The organism is Lelliottia sp. EB106-05-01-XG201, assembly GCF_058791735.1.
Genome location: NZ_JBYTDV010000001.1, coordinates 1,824,276 through 1,842,598 on the forward strand (window position 1 = coordinate 1,824,276; position 18,323 = coordinate 1,842,598).

Below are 18,323 nucleotides of genomic sequence, written 5' to 3' on the forward strand. Positions count from 1 at the left end.
GAACGCCCGAAAAGTGCCGCACAACGTATTGACAACCAGGAGTTATCATGACGGTGCAGCAATCTAAAAGACGGCCTTTAAGCCGCTACCTAAAAGACTTTAAACACAGCCAGACGCATTGCGCCCACTGCAATAAGTTGCTCGACCGTATCACGCTGGTTCGTCGCGGCGAAATCGTGAATAAGATCGCGATCTCTCGTCTCGACACCCTGATGGATGAATCCGCGTGGCAGGCAGAGCAGCAGGAGTGGGTGGCACTCTGTCGATTCTGTGGCGATCTGCATTGCAAAGAGCAAAGCGATTTCTTCGACATCATCGGCTTTAAACAATTCCTGTTTGAGCAAACTGAGATGAGCCACGGCACCGTGCGCGAATATGTGGTTCGCCTGCGTCGCCTGGGTCAGCATCTGACACAGCAAAACATCTCCCGCGATCTGCTGGACACCGGTTATCTGGATGAGAATCTGGAGCCGTGGTTGCCTGCAACCAGCACCAACAACTATCGCATCGCCCTGCGTAAGTACGCGCAATATAAAGCGCAAATGCCGGGCGTGATGAAGCAGAAAGTCTACGCCGGAACAACTTCTGATATATATTAAAATTGAATAAGATGTAGCGGACTCGTGTTTGACGTTATAAACGAAAGCCCTACACTACTCAAAAACCACTATATCGGGGTCACTATGAAATTAGCACTTCTGGGTCGTCAGGCGCTGATGGGCGTCATGGCTGTTGCGCTGGTCGCAGGGATGAGCGCGAAAACCTTCGCCGCTGAAAATCTGCTGAATAAAGTGAAAGAACGCGGCACGCTGCTGGTGGGACTGGAAGGCACTTATCCGCCATTCAGTTTCCAGGGCGATGACGGCAAGCTGACCGGTTTCGAGGTCGAGTTTGCTGAAGAGCTGGCAAAACATCTGGGCGTGAAAGCCTCGCTGAAACCGACCAAATGGGACGGAATGCTGGCCTCGCTGGATTCCAAACGTATCGACGTGGTCATCAATCAGGTGACCATCTCTGACGAGCGTAAGAAGAAATATGATTTCTCGACGCCGTACACCGTCTCCGGTATTCAGGCGCTGGTGAAAAAGGGCAACGAAGGCACGATTAAATCTGCCGCCGATCTGAAAGGCAAAAAAGTGGGTGTGGGTCTTGGCACCAACTATGAAGAGTGGCTGCGCCAGAACGTACAGGGCGTGGATATTCGTACCTATGATGATGACCCGACCAAATATCAGGATCTGCGCGTAGGCCGTATCGACGCCATTCTGGTTGACCGTCTGGCCGCGCTGGATCTGGTGAAGAAAACCAAAGACACCCTGGCCGTGGCCGGTGATGCCTTCTCCCGTCAGGAAGCCGGTGTGGCTATCCGCAAGGATAACCAGGACCTGGTCAAAGCGATCGACGATGCGATTGCTGAGATGCAAAAAGACGGCAGCCTCAAGGCGCTCTCCGAGAAGTGGTTCGGGGCAGACGTCACCAAGTAAGTCTATCCCTGAAAAAAAGGCGCTTTTAAAAGCGCCTTTTTCATTTCTGTCGCGACTGCGTGCATAATAAAAATAATAAACAAAAACAGCGTTACCGGAGGATCCATGTCACTGCAAAATTTAACCCGCTTTCCGCGCCTCGAGTTTATCGGCGCGCCCACGCCCCTGGAGTATTTACCGCGTTTTTCTGACTATTTAGGGCGCGATATTTTTATCAAGCGTGACGACGTGACCCCAATGGCGATGGGCGGGAACAAGCTGCGCAAGCTGGAGTTCCTCGCCGCTGACGCGCTGCGTGAAGGCGCTGACACGCTGATCACCGCCGGTGCGATCCAGTCCAACCACGTGCGCCAGACGGCGGCGGTGGCGGCGAAGCTCGGCCTGAACTGCGTGGCGCTGCTGGAGAACCCGATTGGTACGCGTGCGGAAAACTATCTCAGCAACGGCAACCGCCTGCTGCTGGATCTCTTTAACGTGCAGATTGAGATGTGCGACGCCTTAACCAATCCGGCGGCGCAGCTGGAAGAGCTGGCGACGCGCGTCGAAGCTCAGGGTTTTCGTCCATATGTCATTCCGGTCGGCGGCTCGAACGCGCTGGGTGCGCTGGGCTACGTCGAAAGCGCGCTGGAGATCGCTCAGCAGTGCGAAGGGGCGGTGAGTCTCTCGTCTGTGGTGGTAGCCTCCGGCAGCGCCGGAACGCACGCCGGGCTGGCGGTTGGGCTTGAGCAGCTGATGCCGGAGGTGGAGCTGATTGGCGTCACTGTGTCCCGCAGCGTCGCGGATCAGAAGCCGAAAGTGGTGACTTTGCAGCAGGCGGTTGCGCAGCAGCTGGAAGTGCAGGCGAAGTCGGACATTTTGCTGTGGGATGACTATTTCGCGCCGGGCTACGGCACACCGAACGAAGAAGGGCAGGAGGCGATCAAACTGCTGGCGCGTCTGGAAGGCATTCTGCTCGATCCGGTTTACACCGGGAAAGCGATGGCGGGGCTGATCGACGGTATTACCCAGAAACGCTTTAAGGATGAAGGGCCGATTCTGTTCGTTCACACCGGCGGAGCGCCTGCGTTGTTTGCCTATCATCCTCACGTCTGAATCACGGGTCGAAAATAATAATGCAAGAAAGTATTCAACTGGTTATTGATTCCCTGCCGTACCTGCTGAAAGGGGCGGTGTTTACGCTGCAGCTCAGCCTGGGCGGGATGTTCTTTGGGCTGGTGCTGGGCTTTATCCTCGCATTGATGCGCATGTCGCCGATCCTGCCGGTACGCTGGCTGGCGCGGTTTTACATCTCGATATTTCGCGGTACGCCGCTGATCGCTCAGCTGTTTATGATCTACTACGGTTTGCCGCAGTTTGGCATTGAGCTTGATCCGATCCCGGCGGCGATGATTGGCCTGTCGCTCAACACCGCGGCGTATACCTCTGAGACCCTGCGGGCGGCGATCTCCTCGATTGATAAGGGCCAGTGGGAAGCGGCGGCCAGCATCGGCATGACGCCGTGGCAAACCCTGCGCCGCGCCATTCTGCCGCAGGCGGCACGGGTGGCGCTCCCGCCGCTCAGCAACAGCTTTATCAGTCTGGTAAAAGACACGTCGCTCGCGGCAACCATCCAGGTGCCGGAACTGTTCCGTCAGGCGCAGCTTATCACCTCGCGCACGCTGGAAGTATTCACCATGTATCTGGCGGCGTCGCTGATTTACTGGGTGATGGCGACGGTGCTTTCCGCCCTGCAAAACTATTTTGAAAACCAGCTTAACCGCCAGGAGCGAGATCCGAAATGAGTGCTATCGACGTCAAAAACCTGGTCAAAAAATTCCACGGGCAGACGGTGCTGCACGGCATCGATCTCGAAGTGCAAGAGGGCGAAGTGGTGGCGATTATCGGGCCGAGCGGCTCGGGGAAAACCACGCTGCTGCGCAGCATTAATTTGCTGGAACAACCTGAGGGCGGAACCATTCGCGTCGGGGATATCACCATTGATACCGGGAAGTCCATCGGGCAGCAGAAGGGGCTGATCCGTCGTCTGCGCCAGCACGTGGGCTTTGTCTTCCAGAGCTTTAATCTCTTCCCGCACCGCACGGTGCTGGAGAACATTATTGAAGGGCCGGTCATCGTAAAAGGTGAGCCAAAAGAGGAAGCGACCGCCCGCGCGCGGGAGCTGCTGGCGAAGGTGGGCCTGTCGGGAAAAGAGACCAGTTATCCGCGCCGCCTGTCGGGCGGACAACAGCAGCGTGTGGCGATCGCCCGCGCGCTGGCGATGCGCCCGGACGTGATCCTCTTCGATGAGCCGACCTCGGCGCTGGACCCGGAGCTGGTGGGCGAAGTGCTGAACACTATCCGCCAGCTGGCGCAGGAGAAACGCACGCTGGTGATCGTCACCCACGAGATGAGCTTTGCCCGTGACGTCGCCGACAGGGCGATTTTCATGGACCAGGGGCGCATCGTGGAGCAGGGCCCGGCAAAAGAATTGTTTACCCATCCGCAACACCCGCGCACCCGTCAGTTCCTCGACAAATTCCTGACGCAGTAATCTTATCTGCGCTGATTTGCTCCAGATAGACGATCTGGAGCAAATCATTCTCCAGTTCTGCGGTTTTTTAGATGGTTATATTCTAAATATCAACACTTAAAGGGCGGGAAATGAAAGCCATTCTCACCTGGGGCGATATTTTATACATATAAATAAGATTTATGTGTTAGGTTATATTCACCATAATAATGATTATCTTTTTCAGGGGCTTCATTCAGTAAGTATGAGGGATACAGACTTTTTTACATGGCGGCGGAATTGCTTCCTCCGTTTCCAGGAGATGGGAACGGCCGACGAGGTTTATCACGAACTTCAGCAGCAAACACAGGCTCTCGAATTCGATTATTACTCACTCTGTGTGCGTCACCCGGTGCCGTTTACCCGTCCAAAAATTACGGTTCATTCCAGCTATCCGGCTGAATGGATGTCGCAATATCAGGCAGAGAATTATTTCGCGATTGATCCGGTATTAAAGCGGGAGAATTTCATTCAGGGGCATCTGCCCTGGACGGATGCATTATTCGCTGAGGCGCAACCTTTGTGGGATGGCGCGCGCGACCACGGCATTCGTAAAGGGATCTCGCAATGTTTAATGTTGCCGAATCACGCGCTCGGATTTCTCTCCGTTTCCCGCACCAGCCAGTTTGGCAAAATGATGGACAGCGATGAAATAGAGCTGCGTCTGCAGATGTTAGTGCAAATGGCGCTGACCACGTTGCTGCGATTTGAACATGAAATGGTGATGCCGCCGGAGATGAAATTCTCCAAACGCGAGAAGGAAATTCTGAAGTGGACGGCAGAGGGGAAAACGTCGGCTGAAATCGCGATTATATTGTCGATCTCAGAGAATACGGTGAACTTCCATCAGAAGAATATGCAGAAGAAATTTAATGCGCCGAATAAGACGCAGATTGCCTGCTATGCGGCGGCAACCGGATTCATCTGACAACACTCTTACTGTTCTGCGTGCCAGACACGAAAACGGCTGAATGCAATCGCATCCAGCCGTTTCTTTTTTTACTGGCGGTAAGCTTGTTTAATTTGCTTAACCGTACCGGCAAATACATCTGCCTGGCTCTGATCTTCCATTTGGGCGATCTGTTTTTCCATCTTAATGATCACACGACCCGCGTCGGCCTGGCCCATCGCCTGCAGCATCAGAGTCAGTAGCGCTTTCAGACAGGATACTTCCTGCGCCAGTTCTTGGTTATTTTCGGCGGTGGCGAATTCAGGTGTGCTCATTGTTATTCCTCAGGACAAAACGGCGCTTGAGCGCGACGATGAAAGTTATGGCGGCGGAGTATACCACAAGCCGGAGGAAAAAAAGCAGTGGTTATTTTTTGTACATTTTTAGACTTTGTTTATTTGGGTAAACTATCATTAAGTGTAATCGCAATAATGTTTTAACATTCCTTAATTGTTTATGGCTGGTGTGCACCTTGTTAATTATTGTTACAAAAATATAAGTGCGACGCTCTGCCAGGACGTGGGCAGTCTTTCGTAACTTTTTGAATACAGAAGCTTAAAAATAACGACGATCCGACTTTTTAAATGGGATTACCTTTCCACTTGCTGTACAGGCTAATTTCCAAAAACGAGAAGGAAATCGAATGGCGCACTTTTTAGCGTTTTAAAGTTGGGATGAAAACCGTTAATATAAGCCAAATTAGTAGTCAGTAGCGTTATCCCTATTTCTGGAGACATTTCCTTTGATCAACGTTCTTCTTGTTGATGACCACGAACTCGTGCGCGCAGGGATACGACGCATACTTGAAGATATAAAGGGTATTAAAGTCGCTGGTGAAGTTTGCTGCGGCGAAGACGCCGTGAAGTGGTGTCGTACTCACACAGCCGACGTAGTACTGATGGACATGAACATGCCCGGCATTGGTGGGCTCGAAGCCACGCGTAAAATTGCGCGCGCCTACGTTGATACCAAAGTCATCATGCTGACCGTCCACACGGAAAACCCGCTGCCCGCAAAAGTCATGCAGGCCGGAGCCGCCGGTTATCTCACCAAAGGCGCAGCGCCACAGGAAGTGGTCAATGCGATTCGCTCCGTTTTCGCCGGTCAGCGCTATATCGCCTCGGATATTGCTCAACAGATGGCGTTAAGCCAGATTGAACCGGAAAAAACCGGATCGCCATTTGCCAGTTTGTCTGAGCGTGAATTGCAGATTATGCTGATGATCACCAAAGGCCAAAAGGTGAATGAGATTTCTGAGCAGCTGAATCTCAGCCCGAAAACGGTGAACAGCTACCGCTACCGTATGTTCAGTAAACTGAACATTCATGGCGATGTCGAACTCACTCACCTGGCCATTCGACATGGTCTGTGCAATGCAGAGACCCTAACCAGTCAGTGAGTGCTGTGTTCGATTCAAAATCTTTCCTGAAAACCGTCACCAGCCAGCCAGGCGTCTACCGGATGTACGACGCTGGCGGTACGGTTATCTATGTTGGCAAAGCCAAAGACCTGAAAAAGCGTCTTTCCAGTTACTTCCGCGCCAATCTGGCCTCCCGTAAGACGGAAGCGCTGGTGGCACTGATCCAGCAAATCGACGTCACCGTGACCCACACGGAAACGGAAGCGCTGCTGCTGGAACACAACTACATCAAGCTCTATCAGCCGCGCTATAACGTGCTGCTGCGCGACGATAAATCGTATCCGTTTATTTTCCTCAGCAGCGACACTCACCCGCGCCTCGCTACCCATCGCGGGGCGAAACACGCGAAAGGGGAGTACTTCGGCCCGTTCCCGAACGGTTATGCCGTGCGTGAAACCCTCGCGCTGCTGCAAAAAATCTTCCCGGTGCGCCAGTGCGAGAACAGCGTTTATCGCAACCGCTCACGCCCGTGTCTGCAATATCAGATTGGCCGCTGCCTCGGCCCGTGTGTCGCAGGGCTGGTAAGTGAAGAAGAGTACGCCCAGCAGGTCGACTACGTGCGCCTGTTCCTCGCTGGAAAAGACGATCAGGTGTTAACCCAGCTGATTGCGCGTATGGAAAAAGCCAGCCAGGCGCTGGCGTTCGAAGAGGCCGCGCGTATTCGCGACCAAATCCAGGCGGTACGACGCGTCACGGAAAAACAGTTTGTCTCGAATACCGGCGACGATCTGGACGTGATTGGCGTCTCCTTTGATTCCGGCATGGCCTGCGTCCACGTCCTGTTTATTCGCCAGGGCAAAGTGCTGGGCAGCCGGAGCTACTTCCCGAAAGTGCCGGGCGGTACAGAGCTTGGCGAAGTGGTGGAAACTTTCGTTGGCCAGTTCTATCTGCAGGGCAGCCAGATGCGCACCTTGCCGTCGGAGATCCTGCTCGACTTTAATCTGCATGACAAAACCCTGCTGGCGGACTCGCTGTCCGAGCTGGCGGGGCGGCGCGTCAACGTTCAGACCAAACCACGCGGCGATCGCGCACGTTATCTGAAACTGGCGCGCACCAACGCGGCGACGGCGTTGACGACCAAACTCTCTCAGCAATCGACGGTAAATCAGCGTCTGGTGGCGCTGGCGGCGGTGCTGAAACTGCCGGAAGTGAAGCGGATGGAGTGTTTCGACATCAGCCACACCATGGGCGAGCAAACCGTTGCCTCCTGCGTGGTGTTCGACGCCAACGGCCCCGTGCGTGCGGAGTATCGCCGCTACAATATCACCGGCATTACGCCGGGCGATGACTACGCGGCGATGAACCAGGTCTTGCGTCGTCGCTACGGCAAAGCCATCGAAGAGAGCAAAATCCCGGACGTGATCCTCATCGACGGCGGGAAAGGGCAGCTCGGTCAGGCGAAAACGGTTTTCGCTGAACTTGATGTGCCGTGGGACAAGCATCATCCGATCCTGCTCGGCGTGGCGAAAGGGACCGATCGTAAAGCCGGTCTGGAGACGCTGTTTTTTGAGCCGGAAGGGGAAGGGTTCAACTTGCCGCCGGATTCTCCCGCGCTGCACGTGATCCAGCATATTCGCGATGAGTCGCACGACCACGCAATTGGCGGACACCGTAAAAAACGGGCGAAGGTCAAAAACACCAGTACCCTTGAGACCATCGAGGGCGTTGGGCCAAAACGTCGGCAAATGTTGTTGAAATACATGGGCGGATTGCAAGGATTACTCAACGCCAGCGTGGAGGAAATTGCAAAAGTGCCGGGTATTTCGCAAGGGCTGGCAGAAAAGATCTACTACTCGTTGAAACATTGAGGGCTCTGTAGCAACATAGAGCTAAATTTTACTGACAACAGACAGTTACCGTCACTATGCGATTTAACATCCCTACGTTGCTCACGCTTTTTCGCGTCGTACTTATCCCGTTCTTTGTGCTGGCTTTTTACATGCCATTCACCTGGGCTCCTTTTGTATGTGCGCTGATCTTCCTTGTGGCCGCGGTGACCGACTGGTTTGATGGCTATCTGGCGCGTCGCTGGAACCAGAGCACGCGTTTCGGTGCTTTCCTCGATCCTGTTGCCGATAAAGTGATGGTCGCCATTGCGATGGTGCTGGTGGCAGAGCATTACCACACCTGGTGGGTGACGCTGCCGGCGGCGACGATGATTGGCCGAGAAATTATTATCTCCGCCCTGCGCGAGTGGATGGCGGAGTTAGGTAAACGCAGCAGCGTGGCGGTCTCCTGGATTGGTAAAGTCAAAACCACGGCGCAGATGGCGTCTCTGGTGTGGATGCTGTGGCGTCCGAACGCCTGGGTCGAGTGGGCGGGAATCGGCTTGCTGTGGGTCGCTGCGGTGCTGACGCTGTGGTCCATGCTGCAATACCTGAACGCCTCACGCGGCGATCTGCTTGATCAGTGATCGTTTCGGCGTAATTTTCAGCAAACGATCCAGGGAAGCAAAATTAACGTTGACTCAAATCGTCATATAAGTAGAATGCAACGCATCGAACGGCGGCACAGTCAGCCGGACGATAATGAAATCAAGTGATTACAAATAACTTGGTGACATGCGGGAATAGCTCAGTTGGTAGAGCACGACCTTGCCAAGGTCGGGGTCGCGAGTTCGAGTCTCGTTTCCCGCTCCAAATTTAAGCATCGGCAGTTTGCGGGTGCAGGTCGGAAGACCACAAAGATTTAAGGCGCGTTAGCAAAGCGGTTATGTAGCGGATTGCAAATCCGTCTAGTCCGGTTCGACTCCGGAACGCGCCTCCAATTTCTTCCCGAGCCCGGATGGTGGAATCGGTAGACACAAGGGATTTAAAATCCCTCGGCCATAGGCTGTACGAGTTCAAGTCTCGTTCCGGGTACCATGGGAAAACAAGAATAATCAAAGCAATAAGCAGTGTCGTGAAACCACCCTCGGGTGGTTTTTTTGTTTTTATCTCTCCCCCGTTTCCACTCTTCTCATCCTCACTTATTCATTTCAACGCTTATTAATCTCACGCTATTTTAATACTGAGTAACTGGCGAAAATATGAGCTGAAATGCCCGGCATAAGAAAGAATAAATAAAACGATGGCACGCGTCAGTGTTCAGAAAAAAGCTTAGAGAGGGGGGTAATGGTTTCAGCAGAAAGTATGAGGTGAGGAAACAAAGCACCCTCCATAGTTATGACCATAACAAAACTGTCATCTTAAATTAAAGCTGAAATGACAGTTAAGCCTCACTAATATATTACCTTTGTGAAAATACAATCTGACTGAGTTATTAATCATTCATTAGCCGAATATAAAAGCACGGTATTTATTCCCGGTTTTCCATTGGGAAAATAAATCTGACAGGATAATTCCTCCCCGCATTACGGATTCAGGGTCTGGCTTGTTGTGCTTAAAACGTAAACGGACTTCAGCGATCGACGACCTTAAGGTGATTAATTCTATCTGATGAGGATCATTCTTTATCTGTTGCGGCAGCGCCGTGGCGGAAACGGATGATGATAGCTTAATAAACAGAGGTAATGATTATGGCTACGCAATATGATTTTACCGTCACGCTGCACGATCTGGCGTTTATTCTGCAGCAGATCAAAATATCGGAAGCGGCAACCAATCCTGACGGGTCGGTTAATGGCGAGCTGCTGCGCGAACTGGTCTCCAGCCCGCTGTTGCCCTATGGGCTTCGTACCGTGGACGGCTCCTGGAACAACCTGCTGCCGGGACAGGAGCTCAACGGGGCTGCCGATCAAACGATGCCCAGGCTGGTGACGCTGGATTTAAACGATCTGCAAGCGCTGCAAAAGTATCTGATTCTCAACCCGAATCAGATGGTGGTGGACGCCGACCCGCGCATCATCAGTAACCTGATCTCGGACCAGACCGCCTCCAACCCCGCCGCGCAGGAGGCCCATGACGGACTCGCGGACGCCCCCGGCGGCGGCACGGTGTCGGACAATGGCAGTTTATCTATCCCCAATTTATCGCCGGATATCGGCCTGTCACCGGCGTTCAACGGCTGGATGACCTTCTTCGGCCAGTTCTTTGACCACGGTCTGGATTTGATCCCCAAAGCCGGGAACGGGATTGTCTTTATCCCGCTCATGCCGGACGACCCGTTATTCGTCGAGGGCTCGCCGACCAACTTCATGCTGCTCACCCGCGCTCAGGTCGACGCCAACCACAACACCACCAACATCACCACGCCGTTTATCGATCAGAACCAGACCTATACCTCCCATCCTTCCCATCAAATTTTTATCCGCGAATATGCGATGGTTGACGGTAAACCGGAGCCAACCGGAAATCTGCTGGAAGGCGCGGGCGGCGGGCTGGCCACCTGGGCAGACGTGAAACATCAGGCTGAAACCCTGCTGGGGATTAAGCTGACGGATCAGGATGTGTTCAACGTTCCGCTGCTGGCAACGGACCGCTATGGCAACCTGATCTTGAGCGACAACGGTAAAGTGCAGATCGTCACCGCGCACGGCCTGGTGGAGGCCAACGGGGATGTTCTGCCAGCAGACACTATCCGCACCGGCCACGCCTTCCTCGACGATATCGCCCACACCGCAGTGCCAAAAGCGGGCCTGGTGGCGGATGACGATACGGAAACCGGCAACGCGCAGACCGCCGGAACCTATGATGACGAACTCCTCGACCGCCACTTTATTACCGGGGACGGACGCGGGAACGAGAATATCGGCCTGACCGCCGTGCATTCCGTGTTCCACAGCGAACACAACCGCCTGGTCGAGCAGTACAAAACCACCATTCTCGAAAGCAATGACATTACGCTTATCAACCAGTGGCTGCTGCCGAATCACCAGATCACCGAAATCCCGGCTGATACCAGCACGCTGCAATGGAACGGGGAGTATCTCTTCCAGGCGGGGCGTTTTGCGACGGAGATGGAGTACCAGCATCTGGTGTTTGAAGAGTTCGCCCGCGCCGTGCAACCGGCGGTCGATCCGTTCGTCTTCTCCAACAGCGCGGACATCAACCCGGCGATTTTCGCCGAGTTCGCCCACGTGGTGTACCGCTTTGGCCACTCGATGCTCACCGAGACCGTCGCGCGTACCGATGAGGAGATGCAAAGCGACGATATCGGGCTTATCGAAGCCTTCCTGAACCCGGTCGCATTCCACGAGCTCAACGGCCAGACTATCTCCACCGAGCAGGCGGTAGGGGCGATTGTGCGCGGGATGACCCGTCAGGTCGGCAACGAAATTGATGAATTTATCACCGATGCGCTGCGCAATAATCTGGTCGGGCTGCCGCTGGATCTCGGCGCGCTCAACCTGGCGCGTGGGCGCGATACGCTCATGCCGACCCTGAATCAGGCCCGAGAGCAGTTCTTTGAATTAACCGGCAACAGCGAACTCAGGCCATACACCAGCTGGGGCGACTTCGCCTCGTTCCTGAAAAACCCGGCGTCGATCATCAACTTTATGGCCGCCTACGGCCAGCACGATCTGATTCGCAACGCCACCACCATCGAAGGCAAGCGCGATGCGGTGAACTTCCTGCTGTTTGGCGATGCTGACGATCCCGCCCGCGCCGATGCGCTGGATTTCTTCATGGGAACCGGGGCGTGGGCTACCAAAGAGACCGGGCTGAACCTGGTCGACTTCTGGATTGGCGGGCTGGCAGAGCGCAAAAATGAGTTTGGCGGCATGCTCGGCTCCACCTTCAACTTCGTGTTTGAAACCCAGATGGAGATGTTGCAGGACGGCGACCGTTTCTACTACCTGAGCCGCGTGCAGGGGCTGAACCTGCTCAACGAGCTGGAGGGCAACTCCTTCTCGGCGCTGGTGATGCGTAACAGCGATCTGGGCGATGCGGGATCTTCTCATCTGCCCGCCCACCTGTTCCAGACCCCGGATTACACCTTTGAGGTCGATAAAGCCCTGCAAACCCATGCCGATCCGAAGTGGGGGAATGCGCTGAAAGATCTGCTCTTCCCGCTAGTGGTGCGGCGCGCGGCCGGGCCGGATGTGGACGGGGATGGCGCAGCCGACGGGGCGTATCTGAAATACACCGGTGACGGGCACGTGGTGCTCGGCGGCTCGGCGGGGAATGACACGCTCATCGGCGGGAAAGGGATCGACAGCCTGTGGGGCGATGCCGGCGATGACCGTCTGGACGGCGGCGACGAGGCGGACGTGGTTCACGGCGGTGACGGGAACGACATTATCACCGATACCGGTACGCCAATCGGTGGGGCCGATTTCCTCCACGGCGATGCAGGCCACGACGTTATCTTCTCGGGCAACGGCAACGATCTGATCTTCGGCGGCAGCGGAAGTGATTTCATCGTTGTCGGCGAAGATGCGCAGGAGGTCTTCGCCGGACGCGACAACGACTTCGTCCTCGGCGGCTCCGGCGGTGACGCACTGCTGGGTAACGAAGGCGACGACTGGCTGGAGGGCGGCGACGGGTTTGACTCCCTGACCGGTGAAAACTCCGAGCTGTTCTTCAACAGCACCATAGTCGGGCACGACGTCCTCAACGGTCAGGGTAACGACACGGACTACGACGGCGAAGCGGGCGACGACATCATGGTGCAGGGCGCTGGCATCCAGCGTAACAACGGCATGGCCGGTTTCGACTGGGCGATCCACAAAGGCGACCCCAACGCGGCCAACTCGGATCTGGGCATTCCGATCTTCGTCAACCAACAGGAGTTCATCCTGCGCGATCGCTTTGACCTGGTGGAAGGGCTGTCAGGCTGGAAGTTTGACGATGTCTTAACCGGCACGGAGCAGCCGGTCGGGACCGCGCCGGTTCAGGGCGTACCGCTGTCCAATAACCTCACGCAGGAAGGCGTCGACAGGATCGCCGGTTTGCAGAGCATTGTCGGCGGACAGCGCCTCGCGGATCCGAATGCGGTGGTCTTTAACCCCGATACCGGCGGCGACATTCTCCTTGGCGGGGGCGGCAGCGACCGCATCACGGGCAAATCCGGGAATGACATTATCGACGGCGACGCCTGGCTGAACGTGCGTATCGCGGTCTCCGGCATGCCAGGGCTGACCAGCGCCGACAGCATGAACGAGCTGAAATCCCTGATGCTGGCCGGAACTCTGAAACCGAATCAGCTCTCCATCGTGCGTGAAATTTTGCAGGAGGGGGCAGGCACCGCGACGGACGTGGCGGTCTATCGCGATCTCAGCAGTAACTACCTCTTCAACCGCAACGCTGACGGCAGCCTGACGGTGAACCACGCCACGCCTGCGGCCGGGCTGGCGTTTAACGACGGCGTCGATCGCCTGCTGCATATCGAAAAAGTGGAGTTCGGCAACGGCGAGCAGCTGTGGGTGACGGCCCAGGCCGCTACCGGCAACCTCGCAATCACCGATTCCACGCCGGAAGTAGGCGATCTGCTGCGCGTCAGTCTGACGGACCTGCAGGACGGGAATGGCATCGCGGCGAATGCCCCGATTGTGCTGACCTGGCAGGCGCTGGTGGGCGGGCAATGGCGCGATCAGGCCAATGGCGAAACCTTCCGCGTGCCGGGCGGCATTCTGGGTGCGCCGCTGCGGGTGATTGCCAGCTTCACCGACCGTATGGGCGATGCCGAACGGCTGGTCTCCGCGCAAACCGGCGCCGTTCAGGTGCGCGATCAGCCCACCACCGGCGCACCGGTGATTAGCGATTCAACGCCAACGGAAAGCGTCACGCTGACGGCGATTGTCTCGGGGATTGCCGACAGCGACGGACTGACGGGCGGGAATTTCAGCTACCAGTGGAGAATGAGCCAGGGCAACGGGTTCGTGAATATCGCCGGGGCTACCGCCGCGACGTACACCCCCGGTCAGGCGATGATTGGCCGCGCACTGCAGGTGGTGGTCACCGTCGTCGATGACGAGGGCAACCCGCCGGTGGTGCTGACGTCCGCCGCGACTCAGCCTATCGGCGATATGGTGACGGGGAATAACGCGGCGAACACGCTGGTGGGTACGGCGTGGAGCGACATCATCAACGGCGAAGGGGGGAATGACACCTTACTCGGTCAGGCAGGGGACGATCTGCTGAACGGCGGGGCGGGCAACGACGACCTGGATGGTGGTGCCGGTCAGGATACCCTCAACGGTGATGCCGGCAACGACGAGCTCGATGGCGGGACGGGCGCGGACATCATGGCCGGTGGCGCTGGCGACGATCTCTATATCGTCGATAACGCCGCAGACGTGGTGACGGAGGGGCTTAACGCCGGAACGGACACCGTCCGCACCGCGCTGGCCAGCTACGTGATGGCCGAAAACGTGGAAGTGCTGGTCTTCACCGGGCAGGGCAATTTCACCGGCACGGGGAATGCGCTGGCTAACACCATCACCGGCGGTTCGGGGAACGACAGGCTCTCGGGCCTGGGCGGGAATGACCTGTTGCAGGGCGGGATCGGCAACGACATTCTCGACGGCGGCGACGGGAACGATAACCTCGTGGGCGCTAACGGGAATGACAACCTGAGCGGGGGTGCGAATGACGACGTGCTCTCCGGCGGGATTGGCGACGATATCCTCTCCGGCGGCGCGGGGAACGATGCCCTCGACGGCGGGACAGGCGACGACCGGTTCGCGTTTGCGGCCGGTTTCGGTCGGGACCGCGTGACCGGCTTCGACAGCGACTTGCGCGGCGGTCAGGATCTTATTGATATCAGTCTGCTGGGTATCACCGCAGGGAACTTCGGCAGTCGCGTGGCGATTGCGGCCAGCGGCGGCGATGCGGTCATCACCATTGATAATAACGTCATTACGTTAGCAGGCGTCACCGCCAGCACCGTCAATGTGACCGACTTCATTTTATAACCTCCTGCTGCGACGGCCATGAGAATGGCCGTCGCTCATCGCACAAATAAGGAGAGGCTTATGCCGCGCCCGCATCCGTCTACGGAAATGAATACGGCTTTAAAAGGCACGCGTCCGGTATTTCTCATGCTGCTGTTTTTTAGCAGCACGATCAATATTCTGATGCTGGCTCCGGCCATCTATATGTTGCAGGTTTACGACAGGGTGCTGGTCAGCAAAAATACCACCACTTTGCTCATGCTCACCTTATTAATCGTCGGCCTGTACACGGTTATTTCGATGATTGAATTTGCCCGCTCCAGCGTCATGACGCGCCTCGGCAACCGACTGGATGTGAAACTCAATCAGCTTATTTTTAATGCCACCTTTAAACGGCGAATTGCCACCGGAGATAATAATCCCGCGCAGGCCATTGCGGATTTAGCCCAGGTACGCCAGTTTCTTTCCGGGAACAGTATCTTTGCGCTGCTGGATATTCCCTGGACCCCTTTTTATTTATTCATCGCCTTTCTGGTGCATCCACTGCTGGGATATTTGTCCGTCGGCGGGATTGTGATTTTATTTGCCCTGACGCTGATGACCGAATTAACCACCAAAAAGCCGATTCAGCAGGCGCACGCCTTAACCATCAATAACACCAGCAAGCTGAATAAACAGCTGCAAAACTGCGACACCATTGAAGCGATGGGGATGCTCTCGACTCTGAAAAATCACTGGCTGGAACAGCACAGCAAATCCCTGGTGATCCAGACCCAGATTGCCGACAAAACGGCGGGGCTGAGCAGCCTGAGCCGCTTCGTGCGCATCCTGCTGCAATCCGTAGCGCTGGGCGCGGGGGCGCTGCTGGTGATCGCCGGGGAAATTACCCCAGGGCTGATGATCGCCGCCTCGATTATTCTTGGCCGCGTGCTCAATCCGGTCGAACAGGTGATCGGCAACTGGAAGCAGTTTGTGCAGTTCCGCCACGCCTGGCGTCAGCTGTCCCACCTTCTGAGCGACTACCCGACGCCGAAAGATATTTTGACGCTGCCCCGTCCGAAAGGAAATATCAGCGTCGAAGCGGTATTTGCCGCGCCTCCGGGCCAAAAGACGCCGGTTCTGCGCAATATCTCCTTCCAGCTGGAGCAGGGGGAAGTGCTGGGGATTATCGGCCCGTCGGCGTCGGGGAAAACCTCGCTGGCAAAACTGCTGGTTGGCGTCTGGGCGCCCCTGTCGGGGAAAGTGCGCATTGACGGGGCAGATATTTGCCAGTGGGACAAAGCCCTGCTCGGCCCGGCCATCGGCTATCTGCCGCAGGATGTCGAGCTGTTCGACGGGACTATCGCGCAAAATATCGCCCGTTTCACGCAAAGTGACAGTCAGCCGATCGTCGCTGCGGCCATGCTGGCCGGGGTACACGAGATGATTTTGCGCCTGCCGGAAGGGTACGACACGCCGCTGGGGGCGCACGGATATCAGCTCTCCGGCGGGCAGCGCCAGCGCATCGGCCTGGCGCGCGCGGTCTATAACAATCCGGCTTTTCTGGTGCTGGATGAGCCCAACGCCAGCCTCGACGATGCCGGGGAATATGCCCTTATCCAGGCGATCAACACCCTCAGAACCCAGGGCCAGACGGTGGTGATCATCTCCCATCGCCCGACGCTGCTGGGCGTGGTGAACAAAATCCTGCTGCTCAACGAAGGGACCATTCAGGAGTTCGGCACCCGCGAACAGGTGATCGCCAATCTGCGCCAGGCCAACATTCTCAAACCGGTGGCCACCGCTTCTGCACCGCAAAGTGAACCGCAACGCGAGGCATTGTGATGAAAAAGAATCAGGATAATACCGTTGATACCAATATCTGGCCGCCGCTGCTGCGGGGCATTCTGGTCATTGTGCTCGGCGTAGGCGGCTTTTTGCTCTGGGCGGTTCAGGCTCCGCTGGATGCCGGTGTGGTGGCTGACGGGACGGTGACGGTGTCGAGCAACCGCAAAACCATCCAGCATTTAAGCGGCGGGCGGGTAACGGATATTTTTATCAAAGAGGGCGAGACGGTTAAAAAGGATCAGGTTCTGGTGCGGCTGGATAAAATCCAGCTCGATATGCGCTACAGCGCGCTCAGTGCGCAGTATATTGCGGCGAAAACCGTCGAAGATCGGCTGCTGGCCGAGCGCGACGGGCTGGAATCGATCGCCTTTAGCGACGCGCTGACGCAGCATTTTGCGGGCAATAAACGTCTGACGGAAGTCCGTCGCCTGCAGGAAAAGCTCTTCGAGACGCGCAAAAAAACCATTCAGGATGAGCTGTCGATGATCCAGGAGACGCTCGACGGTCTGGCCGGGCAGACGGAAAATCTCAACAAAATTAAAGGCTATCGTGAGCATCAGTTCACCCTGATCAACCGCGAGTTAGGCACACTCAGATCGCTGAGCGCAAAAAATTACTACCCGAAAGCGCAGCTGCTGGTGCTGGAGCGCGAGGCGGCGGAGATTTCCAGCAGCGTGTCGGAAGATATTCTCAATATCGCCAAACTGAAATCCCAGCAGAATGAGTTAAAAATTAAAGCGTATCAGGTGCAGCATCAGTTTATCCGCGAGGTGGAATCTGAGCTGACCGTGAATCAGAAAGATGTCGCGACGCTGGAGGATGAGCTAGCCTCTACCCGCCATGAGCTGGAAAACACTGAGATTCGCTCGCCGATTGACGGGATTGTGCTGGACGTGAAAGTCAGCACCGTTGGGGGCGTAATCCAGCCCGGCGAACATCTGATGGATATTGTCTCGGCCAATCAGCCGCTGCAGATCGACGCTAAAATCCCGGTGCATGCCATCGATAAAATGGTGCCGGGGCTGACGGTGGATGTGCTGTTCCCGGCGCTGAACCATGCGCTGCTGCCTTCGGTTCCCGCGCGTGTTTTAACGGTTTCGGCGGACAGGCTGATCGATAAAGTGACCCAGCAGCCCTATTATCTGGCAGAAGTGCAGGTCAGCCCGCAGGGCGTGCATTTGCTCGGCGACTACAAAATCAAAGCCGGGATGCCCGCCAGCGTGACCATCAAAACCGGTGAGCGCACCCTGATGAGCTATCTGTTTAAACCGCTCATTGCCCGCCTGGAACTGGCATTTAAAGAGTACTAGCCTGAAGTG

General features: G+C 56.1%; 13 protein-coding genes and 3 tRNA genes. 15 read left to right on the plus strand and 1 reads right to left on the minus strand.

Going from position 1 to position 18,323, the window contains the following annotated elements; all coding sequences use genetic code 11:
* Positions 1 to 47 precede the first annotated feature (47 nt).
* The 6 genes from fliZ to sdiA all read left to right on the plus strand — a co-directional run bounded on the left by fliZ (position 48) and on the right by sdiA (position 4,960).
* Complete coding sequence (gene fliZ / locus AC3WS9_RS08485; RefSeq protein WP_282495425.1) at positions 48 to 599, plus strand: flagella biosynthesis regulatory protein FliZ; 552 nt, start codon at positions 48 to 50, stop codon at positions 597 to 599.
* 84 nt (positions 600 to 683) lie between these two features.
* Positions 684 to 1,484, plus strand: coding sequence for a cystine ABC transporter substrate-binding protein (tcyJ, locus tag AC3WS9_RS08490; RefSeq protein ID WP_282495426.1), 801 nt, complete (start codon positions 684 to 686; stop codon positions 1,482 to 1,484).
* Between the two features lie 105 nt (positions 1,485 to 1,589).
* Positions 1,590 to 2,576: a D-cysteine desulfhydrase gene (gene dcyD / locus AC3WS9_RS08495; protein WP_492487765.1), complete on the plus strand. Its 987-nt coding sequence runs from the start codon at positions 1,590 to 1,592 to the stop codon at positions 2,574 to 2,576.
* A gap of 20 nt (positions 2,577 to 2,596) precedes the next feature.
* Positions 2,597 to 3,265 (plus strand): cystine ABC transporter permease, encoded by a 669-nt coding sequence (tcyL, locus tag AC3WS9_RS08500; protein ID WP_095282452.1) that lies wholly within the window; start codon positions 2,597 to 2,599, stop codon positions 3,263 to 3,265.
* Positions 3,262 to 4,014, plus strand: a complete 753-nt coding sequence (tcyN, locus tag AC3WS9_RS08505) for an L-cystine ABC transporter ATP-binding protein TcyN (protein ID WP_285144199.1) — start codon at positions 3,262 to 3,264, stop codon at positions 4,012 to 4,014. Before tcyL ends, tcyN begins: the two co-directional genes overlap by 4 nt.
* A gap of 223 nt (positions 4,015 to 4,237) precedes the next feature.
* Positions 4,238 to 4,960 (plus strand): quorum-sensing transcriptional regulator SdiA, encoded by a 723-nt coding sequence (gene sdiA, locus AC3WS9_RS08510; RefSeq protein ID WP_285149572.1) that lies wholly within the window; start codon positions 4,238 to 4,240, stop codon positions 4,958 to 4,960.
* 71 nt (positions 4,961 to 5,031) lie between these two features.
* On the opposite strand, the gene AC3WS9_RS08515 is transcribed toward sdiA, so the two are convergent.
* A complete protein-coding gene (locus AC3WS9_RS08515; protein ID WP_282495429.1) occupies positions 5,032 to 5,256 on the minus strand; it encodes a DUF2594 family protein in 225 nt (74 codons plus the stop codon).
* Positions 5,257 to 5,723: 467 nt separating this feature from the next.
* Here AC3WS9_RS08515 and uvrY point away from each other — a divergent pair, with 467 nt between their 5' ends.
* From uvrY to AC3WS9_RS08560, 9 genes are all read left to right on the plus strand, one after another.
* On the plus strand, positions 5,724 to 6,380 hold the full coding sequence (gene uvrY, locus AC3WS9_RS08520) for a UvrY/SirA/GacA family response regulator transcription factor (protein WP_282495430.1): 657 nt from the start codon (positions 5,724 to 5,726) through the stop codon (positions 6,378 to 6,380).
* Positions 6,377 to 8,209, plus strand: coding sequence for an excinuclease ABC subunit UvrC (gene uvrC / locus AC3WS9_RS08525; protein ID WP_282495431.1), 1,833 nt, complete (start codon positions 6,377 to 6,379; stop codon positions 8,207 to 8,209). Before uvrY ends, uvrC begins: the two co-directional genes overlap by 4 nt.
* A gap of 56 nt (positions 8,210 to 8,265) precedes the next feature.
* Positions 8,266 to 8,814, plus strand: a complete 549-nt coding sequence (gene pgsA, locus AC3WS9_RS08530; protein WP_095282446.1) for a CDP-diacylglycerol--glycerol-3-phosphate 3-phosphatidyltransferase — start codon at positions 8,266 to 8,268, stop codon at positions 8,812 to 8,814.
* Between the two features lie 150 nt (positions 8,815 to 8,964).
* Positions 8,965 to 9,040 (plus strand) — tRNA-Gly (locus AC3WS9_RS08535).
* A 53-nt stretch (positions 9,041 to 9,093) separates the two neighbouring features.
* A tRNA-Cys gene (locus AC3WS9_RS08540) sits at positions 9,094 to 9,167 on the plus strand.
* A gap of 12 nt (positions 9,168 to 9,179) precedes the next feature.
* Positions 9,180 to 9,265, plus strand: a tRNA-Leu gene (locus AC3WS9_RS08545).
* Between the two features lie 653 nt (positions 9,266 to 9,918).
* A complete protein-coding gene (locus tag AC3WS9_RS08550; RefSeq protein WP_492487769.1) occupies positions 9,919 to 15,198 on the plus strand; it encodes a peroxidase family protein in 5,280 nt (1,759 codons plus the stop codon).
* 60 nt (positions 15,199 to 15,258) lie between these two features.
* A complete protein-coding gene (locus AC3WS9_RS08555; protein ID WP_492487771.1) occupies positions 15,259 to 17,001 on the plus strand; it encodes a type I secretion system permease/ATPase in 1,743 nt (580 codons plus the stop codon).
* Positions 17,001 to 18,314, plus strand: coding sequence for an HlyD family type I secretion periplasmic adaptor subunit (locus tag AC3WS9_RS08560; RefSeq protein WP_285154906.1), 1,314 nt, complete (start codon positions 17,001 to 17,003; stop codon positions 18,312 to 18,314). The genes AC3WS9_RS08555 and AC3WS9_RS08560 overlap by 1 nt, the downstream gene beginning before the upstream one ends.
* Positions 18,315 to 18,323: the final 9 nt, after the last annotated feature.

Excerpts from the sequence above, each read along its gene's own strand:
- fliZ (WP_282495425.1), top strand. The coding sequence starts at position 48 with ATGACGGTGCAGCAATCTAAAAGACGGCCTTTAAGCCGCTACCTAAAA.
- tcyJ (WP_282495426.1), top strand. The coding sequence starts at position 684 with ATGAAATTAGCACTTCTGGGTCGTCAGGCGCTGATGGGCGTCATGGCT.
- dcyD (WP_492487765.1), top strand. The coding sequence starts at position 1,590 with ATGTCACTGCAAAATTTAACCCGCTTTCCGCGCCTCGAGTTTATCGGC.
- tcyL (WP_095282452.1), top strand. The coding sequence starts at position 2,597 with ATGCAAGAAAGTATTCAACTGGTTATTGATTCCCTGCCGTACCTGCTG.
- tcyN (WP_285144199.1), top strand. The coding sequence starts at position 3,262 with ATGAGTGCTATCGACGTCAAAAACCTGGTCAAAAAATTCCACGGGCAG.
- sdiA (WP_285149572.1), top strand. The coding sequence starts at position 4,238 with ATGAGGGATACAGACTTTTTTACATGGCGGCGGAATTGCTTCCTCCGT.
- AC3WS9_RS08515 (WP_282495429.1), bottom strand. The coding sequence starts at position 5,256 with ATGAGCACACCTGAATTCGCCACCGCCGAAAATAACCAAGAACTGGCG.
- pgsA (WP_095282446.1), top strand. The coding sequence starts at position 8,266 with ATGCGATTTAACATCCCTACGTTGCTCACGCTTTTTCGCGTCGTACTT.
- AC3WS9_RS08550 (WP_492487769.1), top strand. The coding sequence starts at position 9,919 with ATGGCTACGCAATATGATTTTACCGTCACGCTGCACGATCTGGCGTTT.
- AC3WS9_RS08555 (WP_492487771.1), top strand. The coding sequence starts at position 15,259 with ATGCCGCGCCCGCATCCGTCTACGGAAATGAATACGGCTTTAAAAGGC.
- AC3WS9_RS08560 (WP_285154906.1), top strand. The coding sequence starts at position 17,001 with ATGAAAAAGAATCAGGATAATACCGTTGATACCAATATCTGGCCGCCG.